The sequence below is a fragment of the Dyella jiangningensis genome (assembly GCF_003264855.1).
In the GTDB taxonomy this organism is placed as follows: domain Bacteria; phylum Pseudomonadota; class Gammaproteobacteria; order Xanthomonadales; family Rhodanobacteraceae; genus Dyella; species Dyella jiangningensis_C.
In genome coordinates this window covers 1,925,962-1,942,001 of sequence record NZ_NFZS01000001.1, presented here as the reverse complement: position 1 = coordinate 1,942,001, position 16,040 = coordinate 1,925,962, and the positions used below count along the sequence as shown (strand labels likewise).

The window sequence follows — 16,040 nt, the reverse complement described above, 5'->3', positions numbered from 1 at the left end:
TTCCATCCAGGCAGCCATCAGGGGTTGTATACCCCTACGCACGCCTTCAGCAGCACCGTCATCACCGCGAGGTTGCCGCGGAACGCACTGATCTTCGTGGGCACCTGCCCCTTGGGGTACTTCCGGCTCGTTGCCAACTCCACACAGCGGTAACCCAGTCGCGGAACGCGGGCAGACAGGTAGGCGAGCAGTTCGTAAGTGGAAAACACGTCACGAAAGGGAGCCACCCGCGGATCGAGCAACATGCGTCGGCTGTACGCCCGGAAGCCTTGCGTCGTATCGGTCCACTTGAAACCCGACGCCATGCTCAGGAAAGGCGCATGGATATACCGAATGGCAAAATCACGGGAAGCGGGTGTGTTTTCGGCGATACCGCCCGATATGAACCGTGACGCCTGAACGAAATCGACGCCTTCCTTGAGCGCCTCGATAAAGCGAGGTATGGCTTCGGGATCATCCTTGTCATTGCCGTCAATGGTAACCAGCCCTTCGTAACCTTTCTCCAGGGCGAACGCATAGGCGCAACGAAGCTGCGCGCTGAGTTTTCCCGGCCCTGTCTTGAGCAACAAGCCAGCCACCCCCTCCTGCTGAAGCGCAGCTAGGGTGAGCGAGCCATCCTTGCTTCCACCATCGACGATGATGATGTCCGCCAGCGACGAGACATGCAGCGCGCTCATTCTGGCCAGCAGGTTGCGGATACGCTCACCTTCGTTGATCACCGGAATGATCACGCACCACGCATGCCGGCGACCGGACCAGAGAGGTACTTCGTACGTGGGGACCTGCCACGACGAGTGACCGGCCAAATCGATGTCGTTGTCCAAGCTCATGTTCGTCACGCCACCCGTGCGGTAATCAATGCCACGCCGGCAATCACCAGCAAAATGCCGGTCGCCGTGGTCCAGTGAAACGGCTCCTTGAAGATCAATGTCGAGAGCGTCGCCACCGCGGCGACCGCACCGGTGGTCAACACCGGATGGGCAACATTGAGCGGCAACCGCGCAAGCGCCGCCGCGTAGAGTAGAAACGCCGCGCCATACAAAAACAATCCAAGCCAGAACGGCCAGTTGGACAAGGCGGCCATCGGATCAGACGGCGAGGGAAACCTGCGTGGCGGCAGCATGGCCAATTTGACCAGAACGCTGGCGGACGCGTTGGAGGCGATGCCCAGCGCCAATATCAGCCACTTCATGAAACACTCCTGTTCGGTACTCGATACCATTCGACGGCGCGCCCCACCGCCCTGTCGATGGCGATCAGGTGAGGCTCGTCCTTGGTAGCCAACATCTCGATGACCACGACGTGGTCGGGAAGCTGCTCGCGAAGCAATGAATGAATGAGGCGGTGATCGGTCGCACCATCGCCGAGCGGCACCAGATCAGGCTCACTGGCATGGACGTGACCGATGAACTGGGCGCAGCGTTCTAGCGCCTCAGCCGGTTGCTCGCGATTGATGGTCAAAGCGCCCGTATCAAGCTGCATACGTATGGCCGGATGATCGACAAGTTCCACGACACGCACAGTCTCTTCGGCCGTTGTCATGAAATTGGCACCGTATCGCTCTGGGTTGGGTTCCAGGCAAATGACCACCCCATGCGCCTGAGCGACATCGCCAAGTTCCCGAAAGAACGACACCGCAATTTCGTCCACCTGCTCATCAGAAAGATCAAGGCGATCGCGATTCCTGGGCGAACCAAAAACCAGCCGGCTTGCACCCAACCCTTGGGCGATCCGACAGATCGCGCACAAATGGTCCAGCATCTTGCGGCGCACCTCGGCTGGCCCGAACAGGTTTAAGCCGGTCGTGCCGAACAACAACGCCTGCATGCCGGTAATCTCAACCCCCCTTTCCTTCCACCACGATTTGACCGCAGCGATCTCGGCGACCGTAGCAAGACCCGGTTCTGAGAAATATTTACCGGGGGCCACGTCGATGGCATCCACCGCGTACCGAGCCAACAGTGCGGCCACCCCCTCGTCTTCGGAGGGGTCCCACGCGATGTTGGAAATGGAGAGCCTCATGCGCTAGCCCCCATCGCCGCCTTCGCTATGAGGGGCTCAGACTGGGCGTATGCACGAACCGCTTGGAGCGTCTCGCGTGCGCTGTACTGATACATCCCCTCACCACCGAATACCTCCGCGTGGCGCGTCCGCATGTCATAGCGTGCGGGAACGCCCGCGAGCTCATGATTGAACGGCCTCCCGAAGCCCTGCACGGATACCTCCGCAACACTGACGGGGCCTGCGGTGAGATGCACAAGCTTCAACTGTGCCCGGAGCGATGCAAGCAGATCGAACCAAAGATTGACCATCGGATAGAACTGGAAGACACCGCGGCTCTCGATCGCCTCGAGATTGTTGTTATTGAGGAAATCGAAGATGACGTTCTTGCGCAGCCCGGGCCCGACCAATCCCGGCAGGCGCACCACCAAGTGGTTGGAGAACCGTGTTTCCACGAACTTCTCCAGCAAACGACGATGCAGACCGTAGGCATGCAAACCATCCTCGATCACCGGCGTTTCCTCATCCACACCGACCGGAGTCTTGAATACATCCACCGTGCTGATCAGAACAAAGGTCTTGCAACGTACCGTCCGCAAATAGCCAATCAAGGCTTCGATCTTTTCTCTGTCGGCCGCCGGATCGCGGTTGGCAATCCACTTCTGCGCCGGAGCACCAGCGCACACCACCAAGTCGAATTCCTGATCTTCGATTTCATGGATGTTAGTGGAACGATACAGCGCATCGAAATGCGCCTGCCTGAGCAGCGTACCTCCGACAAACCCGGAAAATCCAATTAGCGCGCTCTTCATGAATTGCCCCTTGCGCTCGCAAACTCTTCGATCTCGAGCTTTTCGAGTACGTCAAAAATATTATCGATCTTGCCTCCAAGGATAGAAAAGCACCCTGGAATGTCGGCATGTTTCTCGAAAAGAATCGGGCGGCCATCATCCCCCTCGTTCTTCACGAGCACTGTCTTCACCTCAAAAAGCGATTCCACGTACTGGGCCTGCGCCACCGCCGGCAGGTATCGTTGGACGTCCCGCACCATGCGATCCACGCGTGTCTCCTGCAAGTAATCGCGCAGGCGGTCATAAGGGTCGACGCCGGGCTCGTCCGGCCAGCTGAAATGCGGCGTATAACGCACGTGCGAAAGGGTGTGCAGGTCACGGGCAGGAAAAGGCATGATGGAAAAGAACGGACCGTCCATCACGGTGACGCCGATGTTCTTCAGGGATGAAGGCACCTGCATCAACGCCATCTCGGTGATTTCATGCTTCAACCCCATCTGGGTACCGTGAAAATCTCCCGCCAACTGGTTGAGCCCGGCATAGGCGCAGTTGAAGACATAGCGCGAACGAACCACTTCCCGAAGACCGTTACCGTGCTCAAGCTCGACGGCTAGGCCGCACCCGACATCGCGCGATACTCCGAGAGCCTTCGTGCCAAGAATGGTTCGCACACCGCTGCTATCGAGTTCGCGCTCGGCCCATCCGGCCAACCGGGTGGTATCGAACGCATATTCCTCAACGAGGAACACCTCTTCGATAAGCTTGTTGTCGAAAAGCTCGTGGAGTGACTTAGGAGCCACTTCGATCCTTGCACCAATCTCTCGACAGAAGCGCTCGAATTGCCGGGCTGTGACTTTCGAATTCCTGCGGGCAATGGCGTATAGCTTCTCGAAGTCCTTGCTCACCGCGTATGACCACTGCTGAACGAACTTCGGAAGATTGATCCGACTTCGATAGGCCGTCGTAAAGCTGCGCGGATAATGGTAACCGTTGTGGACGCGCGCCTGGTTGGTATAGGACGCACGACTCAGCAGATGGCGATCCCGCTCCACTAGCAGGACGCGCTTCATCTCCCGCTGTTGGGAAAGGTAGATGGCAATGGCCGCGCCATAAAACCCTCCGCCTATAACAACAGCGTCGAACATGTCGGTGTCGCCCCCCATCAGGGGTTTCGCTCCGAGATACCGCCAGAGACGACAGTTGAGCCTGTGACCGAGGCGTCCTCGATATTGAGCTTCTCACGGCGCGTCATCCGCGCACTCGTGAACTCCTGCGCCACATGATAAAGCGGCCCTTCGCTCGAAAGCGCAGCCATTTGCAGAATGTATTCGCCAAGTACCAGCAGGACGAGGGAAATGAGGAAAAACATGCCCGATTGCTGCAGCGACAGACTCACCCATCCTGGCGCGACATTCGCCTTGAATATGCCGATCGCAACGACATAGCCCGAATAGATCAGGTTTGCTCCCGCACCAAACAGCGAAAGGCTTGTCACCAATCGCATGGGGGCGCGCGTCGTCGAAACGAGAAGGCGCATCCCGCGATCAATGCTTTCGCCCAGCTTCTTTTGGTGAGCGGTCAACGGCTCCGCGCTGTAATCCATATTGGCGCGCGCAAATCCACCCGTTGCCGGCAAATGACGATATGTCACTCCAGGCTGGGGATGCTGCAAGATGAAGTTGATGACGCGCTTGCTCAGCAGGCGATACTGCGGCGCCTCCTTGGCCAAATGTATCCCGCTGAAAAATTTGTACAGCCCATTGAAAGCCCAGTACGCAACGCGATAGGCCAGATTCTGCCGCGGCTTCCGGCGATTATTGGCAAATACTACGTCAGCGCCGCTGACAGCCTTTTCGAGCATGTCGGCAAGGAAGGCGATGTCGTCGACAAGCGGATCAATGACTGCGACAAAATCGCCGAGCGCACTCTCGAGGCCGGCCCAGGCAGCGGTATCCGCGTCCACGCTCTTGGTCAGCGCATAAACTTGCACATTGGGCAGCCCGCCTGGCCCGGTAATGTCTTTCAGGACCAAAAGGCTGTTGTCGTCCGACGCATTGTCGACCACGATCAACTCGTAATCCGCAGCAAGCGAATTCAAGCGCGACGTCGCGCTGTTCAAAATGGCTTCAAGATCGCCACCTTGATTGCGTACAACGTACACAACCGACAGAAAGATTGGAAAAAAGGCCATCTGTTATCCCCTCTCGCCTTCGCAGCTTGACCTGCGCAACGAACGCAAGTTAAAGGCGTAACTTTAATTCACCCAAGGAGTGATGTCGAAGGGGCAACTGTGAGGGGTTCAGTGGATCTGAACCATGCTGAGGCCCATGTATTTGCACCAAAGCGACTTGTCGCAACGCACCAAGCGTTGGTTGCGATGCCGCCAGAGCCGTCAAAACGAATATGCCCCGGATTACCGGGGCATATCTTGTCTCACATGACGATGGAGCCTTACTCGACCGGCATCATGTGGGACGTCGGGTGCATCATGTTCACGTTCATGTTGTGCAGCACCCACAGCGAACCGACCACCACGATGGCGAGGATCAGCAGGGTGAACAGCATGATGGCGAGGTTGCTGCGCTGCGACGGCGAGGTGCCCATGTGCAGGAAGCAGACCAGCTGGACGACCAGCTGGGCCACGCCGAACACGATGATGCCGGGCATCATCAGGTCGTGCGGCACCAGGCCGCTCATGACGACGCCGAACGAGGCCAGGGTCAGCACCACCGACAGCGCGAAGCCGATCAGGTAGGACCTGGTGCTGCCGTGGTCGGCGTGGGCGGCGTCGTGATGGGCCGCGTCGTGGGAAGGGTGAGCGCCCGACATCAGATGGCCCCCCGCAGGTAGACAAAGGTGAACACGCAGATCCAGACGATATCCAGGAAGTGCCAGAACAGGCTCAGGCACGACAGGCGTCGACGGGTCGCGTCGCCCAGGCCATGGCGACGGATCATGTCCATCATCACCACCAGCCAGATCAGGCCGCAGGTGACGTGCAGGCCGTGCGTGCCCACCAGGGTGAAGTAGCTGGACAGGAACGCGCTGGTGCTCGGACCGGCACCTTCGTGGATCAGCTTGGCGAACTCGTAGACTTCCATGCCGATGAAGCCGGCGCCGAACACGAAGGTCACCGCCAGCCACGCCAGCAGCCTGCCCTTCCGGCCGGCATGCATGTTGAGCATGGCCATGCCGAAGGTGACCGAGGAAATCAGCAGCAGCATGGTCTCGCCGAGCACGTACGGCAGCTCGAACAGTTCCTTGCCGGTAGGACCGCCCGCCGTGCTGTTGGCCAGCACGGCAAACGTGGCGAACAGGCCCGAGAAGATCAGGCAGTCGCTCATCAGATAGATCCAGAACCCCAGCAGGGTCTTGGATCCATCGTCGTGGTGGTGATGATCGACGCCGCCACCGTGGACGTCGTCGAGTGCGCCGTGGGAGACGCGAACTGCGGCACTGCTCATGGGTTACGCCACCTTCTGACGCTGGGGCGCCGCCACCGGAGCCACCTGCGTGGTCTGGACCTGCTGCAACCTGGCGTGGCGCGAACGCTCGATCTTCTCGACCTCGGCCGCCGGCACCCAGTAATCGATGTCGCGGTCGTAGGCGCGGACGATGAACGCGGCCACCATGCCCACCAGGCCAGCGGCAGCCATCCACCAGATGTGCCACACGAGCGCGAAGCCCAGGACCGTACCGAACGCGCCCATCACCACACCGACGCCGGTGTTGCGGGGCATATGAATGTCTTCGTACTTGGCAGGTTGCACGTAAGCGACTCCGTTTTGTTTGTCTTCCCAGAACTGATCCAACTCACGCACCTGCGGAAGCGTGGCGAAGTTGTAGAACGGGGCGGGAGAACTGATGGACCATTCGAGCGTGCGGCCACCCCACGGGTCGCCACTGGGATCGGTGAGCTTCTTGCGGTCGCGGATGGACACGTAGAACTGCACGAGGGTGCAGAAGATGCCCACGGCGATCACGGCCGCGCCGAGCGCGGCGACGATGAGGTAGGGCTGCCAGTCCGGGTTGGCGTAGTGGTTCATGCGACGCGTCATGCCCTTCAGGCCCAGCACGTACAGCGGCGCGAAAGCCAGCCAGAAACCCACCAGCCAGCACCAGAACGATGCCTTGCCCCAGAACTCGTTGAGGCGGAAGCCGAAAGCCTTCGGGAACCAGTAGTTGATCGCCGCGAACACGCCGAACACCACGCCGCCGATGATCACGTTATGGAAGTGCGCGATCAGGAACACGCTATTGTGCAGCACGAAGTCCGCGCCCGGCACGGCCAGCAGCACGCCGGTGACGCCGCCGATCACGAAGGTGACCATGAAGCCCACCGTCCACAGCATCGGCACGTTGTACTCGATGCGGCCGCGGTACATCGTGAACAGCCAGTTGAACAGCTTCACGCCGGTCGGCACCGAGATGATCATCGTCGTTATGCCGAAGAAGGCATTGACGTTGGCGCCCGAGCCCATGGTGAAGAAATGGTGCAGCCACACCACGAACGACAGCACGCCGATGCACGAGGTGGCGTACACCATCGTCTTGTAGCCGAACAGCGGCTTCTTCGAGAACGTCGCGATGACTTCCGAGTAGATGCCGAACGCACGGCAGGATCAGGATGTAGACCTCCGGGTGGCCCCAGACCCAGATCAGGTTCACGTACATCATGGCGTTGCCGCCAAGCTCGTTCGTGAAGAAGTGCATGTCGAGGTAGCGGTCGGCCGTGAGCAGCGCGAGCGTGACCGTCAGGATCGGGAACGCGGCCACGATCAGGATGTTGGTGACCAGCGAGGTCCAGGTGAACACCGGCATCTGCATCAGCTTCATGCCGGGCGCGCGCATCTTCATGATCGTCACGATGAAGTTGATGCCGCTCAGCGTGGTGCCGAGGCCGGACAACTGCAGCGACCAGATGTAGTAGTCCACGCCGACCGTTGGGCTGTACTTGATGCCCGACAGCGGTGGATACGCCAGCCAGCCGGTAGCGGCGAAGTCGCCGATGAACAGCGACACCATCACCAGCACTACGCCGGACACGAACAGCCAGAAGCTGAGCGAGTTGAGGAACGGATAGGCGACGTCGCGCGCACCGATCTGCAGCGGCACCACCAGGTTCATCAGGCCCGTGATGAACGGCATCGCCACGAAGAAGATCATGATCACGCCATGGGCGGTGAACACCTGGTCGAAGTGGTGCGGCGGCAGGTAGCCGGCGGCGTCGGAGGCGGCCATGGCCTGCTGCAGGCGCATCATGATCGCGTCGGCGAAGCCGCGCAGCAGCATCACCAGCGCCACGATGATGTACATGATGCCGATCTTCTTGTGGTCCACCGAGGTGAACCACTCCTTCCACAGGTAGCCCCACAGACGGTACTTGGTGACGACGGCGAACAGCGCCAGGCCACCGAGGATGACGGCGGCGAGCGTGCCCATCACGATCGGCTCGTGATACGGGATCGCATCAAGGGTGAGCTTTCCAAACATGGCTTACTTCTCTGCCTGAGTCGGGGTGGTGTTCGAGGACACGGCGTCCCCGTCCTCGTGGTGATGCATGTCCATCGGCATGTCGGCCTGCGACATGTCGTGGTGCGAATCCATCGGCATCTCGCCGTGCGACATGTCACCCATGTGCTTGTTGACCACGCTGCTGAACAGAGCCGGCGCCACCTGGCCGTAGTACGACACCGGCACCTTCTGGCTGGGCTGCGCCAGCGTCTTGTAGCTCTCGTCATCCAGCGTGACCTGCGTGGCCTTGGCCTTGGCGATCCAGTCCTTGAAGCCGTCCTCGGAAGTAGCGATGGCCTTGAAGTGCATGTCCGAGAAGCCTTCGCCGCTGAAGTTGGTCGAGAGGCCCTCGTAGCTGCCCGGCTCGCGCGCGATCAGGTGCAGCTTGGTCTCCATGCCGGCCATGGCGTAGATCTGGCTACCCAGCTGCGGGATGAAGAACGCATTCATCACCGAGTCGGAGGTGATCTGGAAATTCACCGGACGATCGACCGGGAACGCCAGCTCGTTGACCGAAGCCACGCCGTACTCGGGATAGACGAACAGCCACTTCCAGTCCATCGACACGACCTGCACCGTCACCGGCTTGGCTTCGGACTCCAGCGGCTTGTACGGATCCAGCGCATGCGAGCTGGTCCAGGTGATGGTTGCGAGGATGACGATGATGATGGCCGGGATGGTCCACACCACCAGCTCGATCCTGGTCGAGTGCGACCAGTTCGGCGTGTAGGTAGCCTTCTTGTTACCGGAGCGATACCGCCAGGGAAACCACAGCGTCATCGCAATCACCGGGATCGCCACGATGGCCATCAGGCCCAGCGCGATCAGGATCAGGGATTTCTCATGGGCGCCGATGTCACCCTTGGGGGTGAGCACTTCCATGTTGCAGCCGCTGAGCAGCACGGCGACGCCAACGCTTGCATGGCGCAAGCGCGAAAGGAGGGAATGCATGTTCACGAACAACCTGGGGGCACTGCGTGGGGACGCGGCATGCTAGCGGCATGCCGCGCGGGTTTGAATGCCTCCGAGACACAATGTCGCAGCTGAAAATTCTTGCGCATCCGACTGCGGCGGCTTGACACAAGAATGCAAGAGCCAGCACCCGCGTTGCAGGCAAGAAAACGGCACAAAAAAGCATAAATCGCCGCTGCTGGACGCCCTGCTACCATGCGGCGATGGAAACCACCGCACCCTCGAAACTGGCCGCCTTGCGCCAGGCGATGCAACAGCACGGCATCGCCGCCTGCCTGATTCCCAGCGCCGACCCACACCTTTCCGAGTACCTGCCGGCCCACTGGGAAGCCCGCGCCTGGTTGTCGGGGTTCACGGGTTCGGCCGGCACGCTGGTGGTGACAGCGGATCACGCCGGGTTGTGGACAGACTCCCGGTACTTCGCCCAGGCCGCGCAGCAGTTGGCGGGCAGCGGCATCGATCTGATGAAACAGCGGGTGGCACATGCCCCGGAACATATCGAGTGGCTGCTGCAAACCCTGACGTCCGGCCAGGTTCTCGCCGTCGCAGGCGACAGCGTGTCGTTGGCCACGGCGCGTAACCTCGAACGTCGACTGCAGGCCATCGATGCACGCCTGCGTACCGACCTGGATCTGCCCGGCCAGATCTGGCCCGACCGCCCCTCCCTGCCTACGGCACCTGTGACGGAGCATCCGCCACGTTTCGCCACGCAGCCACGCGGCGACAAGCTGGCGCGCCTGCGCACCGCGATGCGCAAGCTCGGCGCCACGCATCACCTGGTATCCAGCCTGGACGATATCGCCTGGCTCACCAACCTGCGCGGCAGCGACGTGGAGTGCAACCCGGTCTTCCTCGCGCACTTGCTTGTGCAGGCGGAAGGCCACGCCACGCTGTTCGTCGGACGCGGCAAGTTCACCGACGTGCTGGTGCAGTCCCTGGCGACGGACGGTGTCCGCATGTCCGACTACGCCACGGTCACCGACGCCTTGTCGGAGCTGGGTGCGAATGATCGCCTGCTGCTGGACAGCAGTCGCGTCGTCGTGGCGGTGGCCTCGGCCATTGGGCCGAACGTGCCGCTCATCGAAGCGGCCAATCCCTCGACGCTGTTCAAAGCCCGCAAGACCGAGCCCGAACTCGACCATATCCGCGATGCGATGCGTCGCGACGGTGCCGCACTGGCCCGCGCGTTTCGCCGGCTGGAAGAACGTGTCAATGCCGGCATGCGCCAGACCGAGCTCGACGTCGATGCCCTGCTGCGCGAGGAGCGATCGGCGCAGCCGGACTTCGTGGGCGAAAGCTTCTCCACCATCGCCGGGTACCAGGCGAACGGCGCGCTGCCGCATTACCGCGCCACACCCGAGTCACACAGCACGTTGAAGCCGCAGGGCCTACTGCTGGTCGATTCCGGCGGCCAGTACCTGGGCGGCACCACCGACATCACCCGCGTGCTGACGCTGGGCGAGACCACCGCCGAACAGCGTCGCGACAGCACCCTGGTGATGAAGGGCATGATCGCGCTGAGCCGCGCACGCTTCCCCAAGGGTGCCAGCGGCCCGCAGCTCGACGCCCTTGCCCGCGCCCCGCTCTGGGCCAGCGGCATGGACTACGGCCACGGCACCGGGCATGGCGTGGGCTACTTCCTCAATGTGCACGAAGGCCCGCACGGCATCCGCCCGCCGGCCTCGGGCGCCACGCTGGTTCCGCTGGAGCCGGGCATGATCACCTCGATCGAGCCCGGGCTGTACAAGCCGGGCCGCCACGGCATCCGCCACGAGAACCTCGCCGTGGTGGTTGAGGCCGACAAGACCGAGTTCGGCGAGTACTACGCCTTCGAGACCCTGACCCTGTGCCCGTTCGACCGCCGCGCGCTGGAACCGGGCCTGCTCAATCCCGAGGAACGCGCCTGGCTGGACGACTATCACGCCACCGTACGCGCCGCTCTGGCACCCTTGCTGGAGGACGCGGACCTGGCCTGGCTGGAGCGGCATTGCGCACCGCTGGCCTGAGGGCTAAAGACCCACTGTAGGAGCGCACCCAGTGCGCGATAACCCGGCGGAACGGCGACTCTCCACGCTGCGGTCGCGCACTGGGTGCGCTTCTACAGGTGAGGCGCACGCCGCCCAACCCTTGACCTCCCCGCCCGGGCAACCCATTCTCCCGCGCCTGACCTGAGCCGAACCTTCCCGCATGAGCAGTCGCTACAACGCCGCCGACATCGAAGTCCTTTCCGGCCTTGACCCGGTCAAGCGCCGCCCCGGCATGTACACGGACACCTCCCGCCCGAACCACCTGGCGCAGGAAGTGATCGACAACTCGGTGGACGAGGCCCTGGCCGGCCACGCCAAGTCGCTGGAAGTGATCGTGCACACCGACGGCTCGGTGGAGGTCACCGACGACGGCCGCGGCATGCCGGTGGACATCCACCCGGAAGAAGGCGTGCCAGGTGTCGAGCTGATCCTCACGCGCCTGCATGCGGGCGGCAAGTTCTCCGGCAAGAACTACAACTTCTCTGGCGGCCTGCACGGCGTCGGCGTGTCGGTGGTGAACGCGCTGTCCAACCGCGTGGAAGTCACCATCCGCCGCGACGGCAACGAATACCGCATGGCCTTCGAGAATGGCGACCGCGCCAGCGAGCTCGAAGTGATCGGCACGGTGCCCAAGAAGAAGACCGGCACCACCGTGCGCTTCTGGGCCGATCCCAAGTACTTCGATTCACCGAAGATCTCGCTGGGCAAGCTGCGCCACCTGCTGCGCGCCAAGGCGGTGCTGTGCGCGGGGCTCAGCGTGAAGCTGGTCGACGAGGCCACCGGCGACACCAACGAGTGGTACTACGAGGACGGCCTGCGCGATTACCTGCGCGATGAGCTGTCCGGCGCCGAGGCGATCCCGTCCGAGCTGTTCGTGCACCATGTGCAGCGCGAGGCCGATGGCCTCGACGTGGCGCTGGCCTGGCTGCCCGAAGGCGAGCTGGTCCAGGAAAGCTACGTCAACCTGATCCCCACCGCGCAGGGCGGCACCCACGTGAATGGCCTGCGCTCGGGCCTCACCAATGCCATCCGCGAGTTCTGCGACATCCGCAACCTGCTGCCGCGCGGCGTGAAGCTGGCGCCGGAAGACGTGTGGGAGCGCCTCGCCTTCGTACTGTCGGCCAAGCTGCAGGATCCGCAGTTCGCCGGCCAGACCAAGGAACGCCTGTCCTCGCGCAATGCCGCGGGCATGGTGGAAGGTGTCATCCACGACGCGTTCAGCCTGTGGCTCAACCAGCATGTGGACCTGGGCGAGCGCATCGCCCAGCTGGCCATCGAACGCGCGAGTGCGCGACTGAAGGCCGCCAAGCAGGTCGTGCGCAAGAAGATCACCCAGGGCCCCGCCCTGCCCGGCAAGCTGGCCGACTGCACCGCCACCGACCTCACCCGCACCGAGCTGTTCCTGGTGGAAGGCGATTCGGCCGGCGGCAGCGCCAAGCAGGCGCGTGACAAGGAATTCCAGGCGATCCTTCCGCTGCGCGGCAAGATCCTCAACACCTGGGAAGTCGAATCGACCTCGGTGCTCGCCTCCGAGGAAGTGCACAACCTCGCCGTGGCGATCGGCTGCGATCCAGGCAAGGACGACCTAAGCGGCCTGCGCTACGGCAAGGTGATCATCCTGGCCGACGCCGATTCCGATGGCCTGCACATCGCCACCTTGTTGAGCGCATTGTTCCTCAAGCACTTCCCCTCGCTGGTGCGCGAAGGCCACGTGTTCGTGGCCATGCCGCCGCTGTTCCGCGTGGACGTGGGCAAGCAGGTGTTCTACTGCCTGGACGAAAACGAAAAGAACGCCATGCTCGAGCGCATCCAGCGCGAGAAGATGAAGGGCCAGGTCAGCACCACGCGCTTCAAGGGCCTGGGCGAAATGAATCCCTCGCAGCTGCGCGAGTCCACCATCCATCCCGACACTCGCCGCCTGGTGCAACTCACCGTCGACACCGACGACGGCACCACCAAGCTGATGGACATGCTGCTGGCCAAGAAGCGCGCCAGCGACCGCAAGGCATGGTTGGAAGAAAAGGGCGACCTGGCGACGCTGGAAGTTTGAGCCCGCGCTTCCTCCCTCTCCCCTGAGGGGAGAGGGCTGGGGTGAGAGGCCAATCTTGCGATAAGGCTGGTTCGAGCCGGTTTCTATTTGTAGTCCGCCGCGAGCACCCGCCCCTCACCTCGATCCTCTCCCCGCAGGGGAGAGGAAGAAATCCCGCCCGCACTGACTCACGTCAACGCCCCACTCACACCCGGGCGCTAGACTGCTTGAATGCACGCAGCGTGGACTCGCCAAGCCGTCCAAGTCCTCGAGTCCGAAGCCAACCGCTCGGCCGACACGCATCTGATCCGCCTGGATCTTCCCGCGTTCCCCGGCATTCCGCTGTATCTCAAGGACGAATCCGTCCACCCCACCGGCAGCCTGAAGCACCGGCTGGCGCGCTCGCTGTTCCTGTATGCCATCTGCAACGGCTGGCTGCAGGCGGATCAACCCGTGGTGGAGGCATCGAGCGGCAGCACCGCCATCTCCGAGGCGTATTTCGCCCGCCTGCTTGGCCTGCCCTTTTTCGCGGTGATGCCGCGCAGCACGTCGCGTGACAAGGTCGCGCAGATCGAATTCTTCGGAGGCCACTGCCATTTCATCGACGACACCGACGTGTACGGCGCTGCACAGCGCCTCGCCTCGGCGCTCGGTGGTCATTACATGGACCAGTTCACCTACGCCGAACGCGCCACCGACTGGCGCGGCAACAACAACATTGCCGAATCCATCTTCCGCCAGATGCAGCGCGAACCCGATCCGGATCCACGCTGGATCGTCGTGCCTGCCGGTACGGGCGGCACCTCGGCCACCATCGGCCGCTATATCCGCTATCGCTCCGCGCAACACGCCCCGGTGCGCCTCGCCGTCGTCGACCCGGAGCATTCGGTGTTCTACGACTACTACCACTGCCGCGACGCCAGCCTGCAGTTGGGCCGTGGCTCGCGCATCGAAGGCATCGGCCGGCCACGCGTGGAACCCTCATTCCTGCCCAGCGTCATCGACCGCATGATGCGCGTGCCCGACGCCGCCTCGATCGCCGCGCTGCGCCTGCTCGAACAACTGCTGGGTCGCCGCTGCGGCGGTTCCACCGGCACCAATCTGGTCGGCTCCCTGCAACTGATGGCCGAGCTGCGCGAGGCCGGTGAACGTGGCCCTGTGGTCACCTTGATCTGCGACGGCGGCGATCGTTATCGCTGCTCGTACTACGACGACGCATGGATTGCCGCCGAAGGCCTGGACGTGGCGCCACAACTCGCCCGCCTTGAGTCCATCGTGCGCGAAGGTCGCTGGATCGACTGACGGCTTTGCCCGGGCTCCGCCGTGGCGTTATCTTGACAGCTCCCACCCATCGGACGGCGCCATGTCCCTGCTGCCACCCATCGACCTGAAGCGCTGGATCGACGAGCACCGCCATCTGCTCAAGCCCCCTGTGGGGAACAAGTGCATCGTCGACGGCGACTTCATCATCATGATCGTGGGCGGCCCCAACGCGCGCACCGACTATCACTACGACGAAGGCCCTGAGTTCTTCTATCAGATCGAAGGGGAGATGGTGCTGAAGGTGCAGGATGAGGGTGTCGCCCGCGACATCCCGATTCGCGCCGGCGAAGTGTTCTATTTACCGCCCTGCGTGCCGCATTCGCCGCAGCGCATGCCCGACTCCATCGGCCTGGTGATCGAGCGGCGTCGCCTGGCCGGCGAGAAGGATGGCCTGTTGTGGTTCTGCGAGCGCTGCAACCGCAAGCTGTACGAGGAGTACTTCACCCTCGACAGCATCGAGCATGATTTTCCGCCGGTGTTCGAACGTTTCTATCGCTCGATCGATGCGCGCACCTGTGAGCAATGCGGGCATCTCAACCCGGCGCCGGCGAAGTACGCCTGACTCGTCGCAGCTGCCTTTCTGTAGGAGCGCACCCAGTGCGCGATCAACGCCGCGACTGAAATCGCAACCGCGACAGAACCATTCAGTGGGAGCGCATCCTATGCGCGACTGGCGTGCCGAGAAGACTCGCGCGGCCGTGCATTCAATGTCGAATTCTGACGCGTTGATCCAGATTGCGGCGTTGATCGCGCACTGGGTGCGCTCCTACAAGAGCAAAAAGCGTGGGGCCGTGTCAGCGCCGAAGCCACTTCCTTGCCATGCGGCGCAGCGATTCGTCACTGTGCGGGTCGTCGGCGATGTCGCGGATGGAACGCCAGGCGAGCGCATGGGATTCGTCGCTGACGACAAACGCTTCGCTGACATCCGCGCGCACGACGTAGCGCACGTCGTAATGCCAATGCTCCGGTTCCGCGCCGCGCGCAGGGATGCGATGACGATCGAGATCGAATGGTGTTGCCTCGACGTTGAGCCCGACGATGCCTGATTCCTCCTCGGCTTCGCGCAGCGCCACGCGCGCTAGGTCCACATCGCCATCGGCATGGCCACCCAGTTGCAGCCACCGCCCAAGCTTGCGGTGATGGGTCAGCAGCACGCGTTGCCCGTCGGCGCTCACCAGCCAGGCGGAGCCGGTGAAATGGGCCTCCAGCGATTCGCGACGGAACCGGTGTTCGCCGCCCTCGAGCAGCGCGATGAAACGCGATACGTCCTTTTCCTCCGGCCAGGCCCGGCCGTATTGCTGGAACTGCTCTGACAACGCGTGCATGGATGCTTCCCGACTGACCGTCAACCACCACCTTGAGGGGCGGCAAACCACGATTATT

At 62.5% G+C, this 16,040-nt stretch carries 14 protein-coding genes and 1 pseudogene; 4 read left to right on the top strand and 11 right to left on the bottom strand.

Going from position 1 to position 16,040, the window contains the following annotated elements; genetic code table 11:
- Positions 1-17 precede the first annotated feature (17 nt).
- From CA260_RS08705 to cyoA, 10 genes and pseudogenes are all read right to left on the bottom strand, one after another.
- Entirely contained in the window at positions 18-830 is an 813-nt protein-coding gene (locus tag CA260_RS08705) for a glycosyltransferase family 2 protein (RefSeq protein WP_111983076.1), read from the bottom strand.
- Positions 831-835: 5 nt separating this feature from the next.
- Positions 836-1,192: an EamA family transporter gene (locus tag CA260_RS08700; RefSeq protein WP_111982327.1), complete on the bottom strand. Its 357-nt coding sequence runs from the start codon at positions 1,190-1,192 to the stop codon at positions 836-838.
- Positions 1,189-2,022, bottom strand: coding sequence for a sugar phosphate isomerase/epimerase family protein (locus CA260_RS08695; RefSeq protein ID WP_111982326.1), 834 nt, complete (start codon positions 2,020-2,022; stop codon positions 1,189-1,191). The genes CA260_RS08700 and CA260_RS08695 overlap by 4 nt, the downstream gene beginning before the upstream one ends.
- On the bottom strand, positions 2,019-2,813 hold the full coding sequence (locus tag CA260_RS08690; RefSeq protein WP_111982325.1) for an NAD(P)-dependent oxidoreductase: 795 nt from the start codon (positions 2,811-2,813) through the stop codon (positions 2,019-2,021). The genes CA260_RS08695 and CA260_RS08690 overlap by 4 nt, the downstream gene beginning before the upstream one ends.
- On the bottom strand, positions 2,810-3,937 hold the full coding sequence (locus CA260_RS08685; protein WP_111983075.1) for an FAD-dependent oxidoreductase: 1,128 nt from the start codon (positions 3,935-3,937) through the stop codon (positions 2,810-2,812). Before CA260_RS08685 ends, CA260_RS08690 begins: the two co-directional genes overlap by 4 nt.
- Before the next feature lie 17 nt (positions 3,938-3,954).
- Positions 3,955-4,983, bottom strand: coding sequence for a glycosyltransferase (locus tag CA260_RS08680; RefSeq protein WP_111982324.1), 1,029 nt, complete (start codon positions 4,981-4,983; stop codon positions 3,955-3,957).
- Positions 4,984-5,243: 260 nt separating this feature from the next.
- Positions 5,244-5,621 carry a cytochrome o ubiquinol oxidase subunit IV gene (gene cyoD / locus CA260_RS08675; RefSeq protein ID WP_111982323.1) on the bottom strand — a complete coding sequence of 126 codons (378 nt, stop codon included), beginning with the start codon at positions 5,619-5,621 and terminating at the stop codon, positions 5,244-5,246.
- On the bottom strand, positions 5,621-6,256 hold the full coding sequence (gene cyoC / locus CA260_RS08670; RefSeq protein WP_111982322.1) for a cytochrome o ubiquinol oxidase subunit III: 636 nt from the start codon (positions 6,254-6,256) through the stop codon (positions 5,621-5,623). Before cyoC ends, cyoD begins: the two co-directional genes overlap by 1 nt.
- A 3-nt stretch (positions 6,257-6,259) precedes the next feature.
- Positions 6,260-8,285, bottom strand: a pseudogene (gene cyoB / locus CA260_RS08665) (cytochrome o ubiquinol oxidase subunit I).
- A 3-nt stretch (positions 8,286-8,288) separates the two neighbouring features.
- Complete coding sequence (gene cyoA, locus CA260_RS08660) at positions 8,289-9,257, bottom strand: ubiquinol oxidase subunit II (RefSeq protein WP_111983074.1); 969 nt, start codon at positions 9,255-9,257, stop codon at positions 8,289-8,291.
- 224 nt (positions 9,258-9,481) lie between these two features.
- On the opposite strand from cyoA, the gene CA260_RS08655 reads away from it, so the two are divergent.
- The 4 genes from CA260_RS08655 to CA260_RS08640 all read left to right on the top strand — a co-directional run bounded on the left by CA260_RS08655 (position 9,482) and on the right by CA260_RS08640 (position 15,219).
- Positions 9,482-11,284, top strand: a complete 1,803-nt coding sequence (locus CA260_RS08655) for an aminopeptidase P family protein (protein ID WP_111982321.1) — start codon at positions 9,482-9,484, stop codon at positions 11,282-11,284.
- Positions 11,285-11,465: 181 nt separating this feature from the next.
- Positions 11,466-13,355: a DNA topoisomerase IV subunit B gene (gene parE / locus CA260_RS08650; RefSeq protein WP_111982320.1), complete on the top strand. Its 1,890-nt coding sequence runs from the start codon at positions 11,466-11,468 to the stop codon at positions 13,353-13,355.
- A 210-nt stretch (positions 13,356-13,565) separates the two neighbouring features.
- Positions 13,566-14,636 (top strand): PLP-dependent cysteine synthase family protein, encoded by a 1,071-nt coding sequence (locus CA260_RS08645; RefSeq protein WP_111982319.1) that lies wholly within the window; start codon positions 13,566-13,568, stop codon positions 14,634-14,636.
- Positions 14,637-14,697: 61 nt separating this feature from the next.
- Positions 14,698-15,219 carry a 3-hydroxyanthranilate 3,4-dioxygenase gene (locus CA260_RS08640; protein ID WP_111982318.1) on the top strand — a complete coding sequence of 174 codons (522 nt, stop codon included), beginning with the start codon at positions 14,698-14,700 and terminating at the stop codon, positions 15,217-15,219.
- Between the two features lie 232 nt (positions 15,220-15,451).
- On the opposite strand, the gene CA260_RS08635 is transcribed toward CA260_RS08640, so the two are convergent.
- On the bottom strand, positions 15,452-15,982 hold the full coding sequence (locus CA260_RS08635; protein WP_111982317.1) for an NUDIX hydrolase: 531 nt from the start codon (positions 15,980-15,982) through the stop codon (positions 15,452-15,454).
- Between the last annotated feature and the right edge of the window lie 58 nt (positions 15,983-16,040).

What these genes read in the sequence shown, in the direction of transcription:
- CA260_RS08705 (WP_111983076.1), bottom strand. Translation starts at nt 830, where the DNA reads ATGAGCTTGGACAACGACATCGATTTGGCCGGTCACTCGTCGTGGCAG.
- CA260_RS08700 (WP_111982327.1), bottom strand. Translation starts at nt 1,192, where the DNA reads ATGAAGTGGCTGATATTGGCGCTGGGCATCGCCTCCAACGCGTCCGCC.
- CA260_RS08695 (WP_111982326.1), bottom strand. Translation starts at nt 2,022, where the DNA reads ATGAGGCTCTCCATTTCCAACATCGCGTGGGACCCCTCCGAAGACGAG.
- CA260_RS08690 (WP_111982325.1), bottom strand. Translation starts at nt 2,813, where the DNA reads ATGAAGAGCGCGCTAATTGGATTTTCCGGGTTTGTCGGAGGTACGCTG.
- CA260_RS08685 (WP_111983075.1), bottom strand. Translation starts at nt 3,937, where the DNA reads ATGTTCGACGCTGTTGTTATAGGCGGAGGGTTTTATGGCGCGGCCATT.
- CA260_RS08680 (WP_111982324.1), bottom strand. Translation starts at nt 4,983, where the DNA reads ATGGCCTTTTTTCCAATCTTTCTGTCGGTTGTGTACGTTGTACGCAAT.
- cyoD (WP_111982323.1), bottom strand. Translation starts at nt 5,621, where the DNA reads ATGTCGGGCGCTCACCCTTCCCACGACGCGGCCCATCACGACGCCGCC.
- cyoC (WP_111982322.1), bottom strand. Translation starts at nt 6,256, where the DNA reads ATGAGCAGTGCCGCAGTTCGCGTCTCCCACGGCGCACTCGACGACGTC.
- cyoA (WP_111983074.1), bottom strand. Translation starts at nt 9,257, where the DNA reads ATGCATTCCCTCCTTTCGCGCTTGCGCCATGCAAGCGTTGGCGTCGCC.
- CA260_RS08655 (WP_111982321.1), top strand. Translation starts at nt 9,482, where the DNA reads ATGGAAACCACCGCACCCTCGAAACTGGCCGCCTTGCGCCAGGCGATG.
- parE (WP_111982320.1), top strand. Translation starts at nt 11,466, where the DNA reads ATGAGCAGTCGCTACAACGCCGCCGACATCGAAGTCCTTTCCGGCCTT.
- CA260_RS08645 (WP_111982319.1), top strand. Translation starts at nt 13,566, where the DNA reads ATGCACGCAGCGTGGACTCGCCAAGCCGTCCAAGTCCTCGAGTCCGAA.
- CA260_RS08640 (WP_111982318.1), top strand. Translation starts at nt 14,698, where the DNA reads ATGTCCCTGCTGCCACCCATCGACCTGAAGCGCTGGATCGACGAGCAC.
- CA260_RS08635 (WP_111982317.1), bottom strand. Translation starts at nt 15,982, where the DNA reads ATGCACGCGTTGTCAGAGCAGTTCCAGCAATACGGCCGGGCCTGGCCG.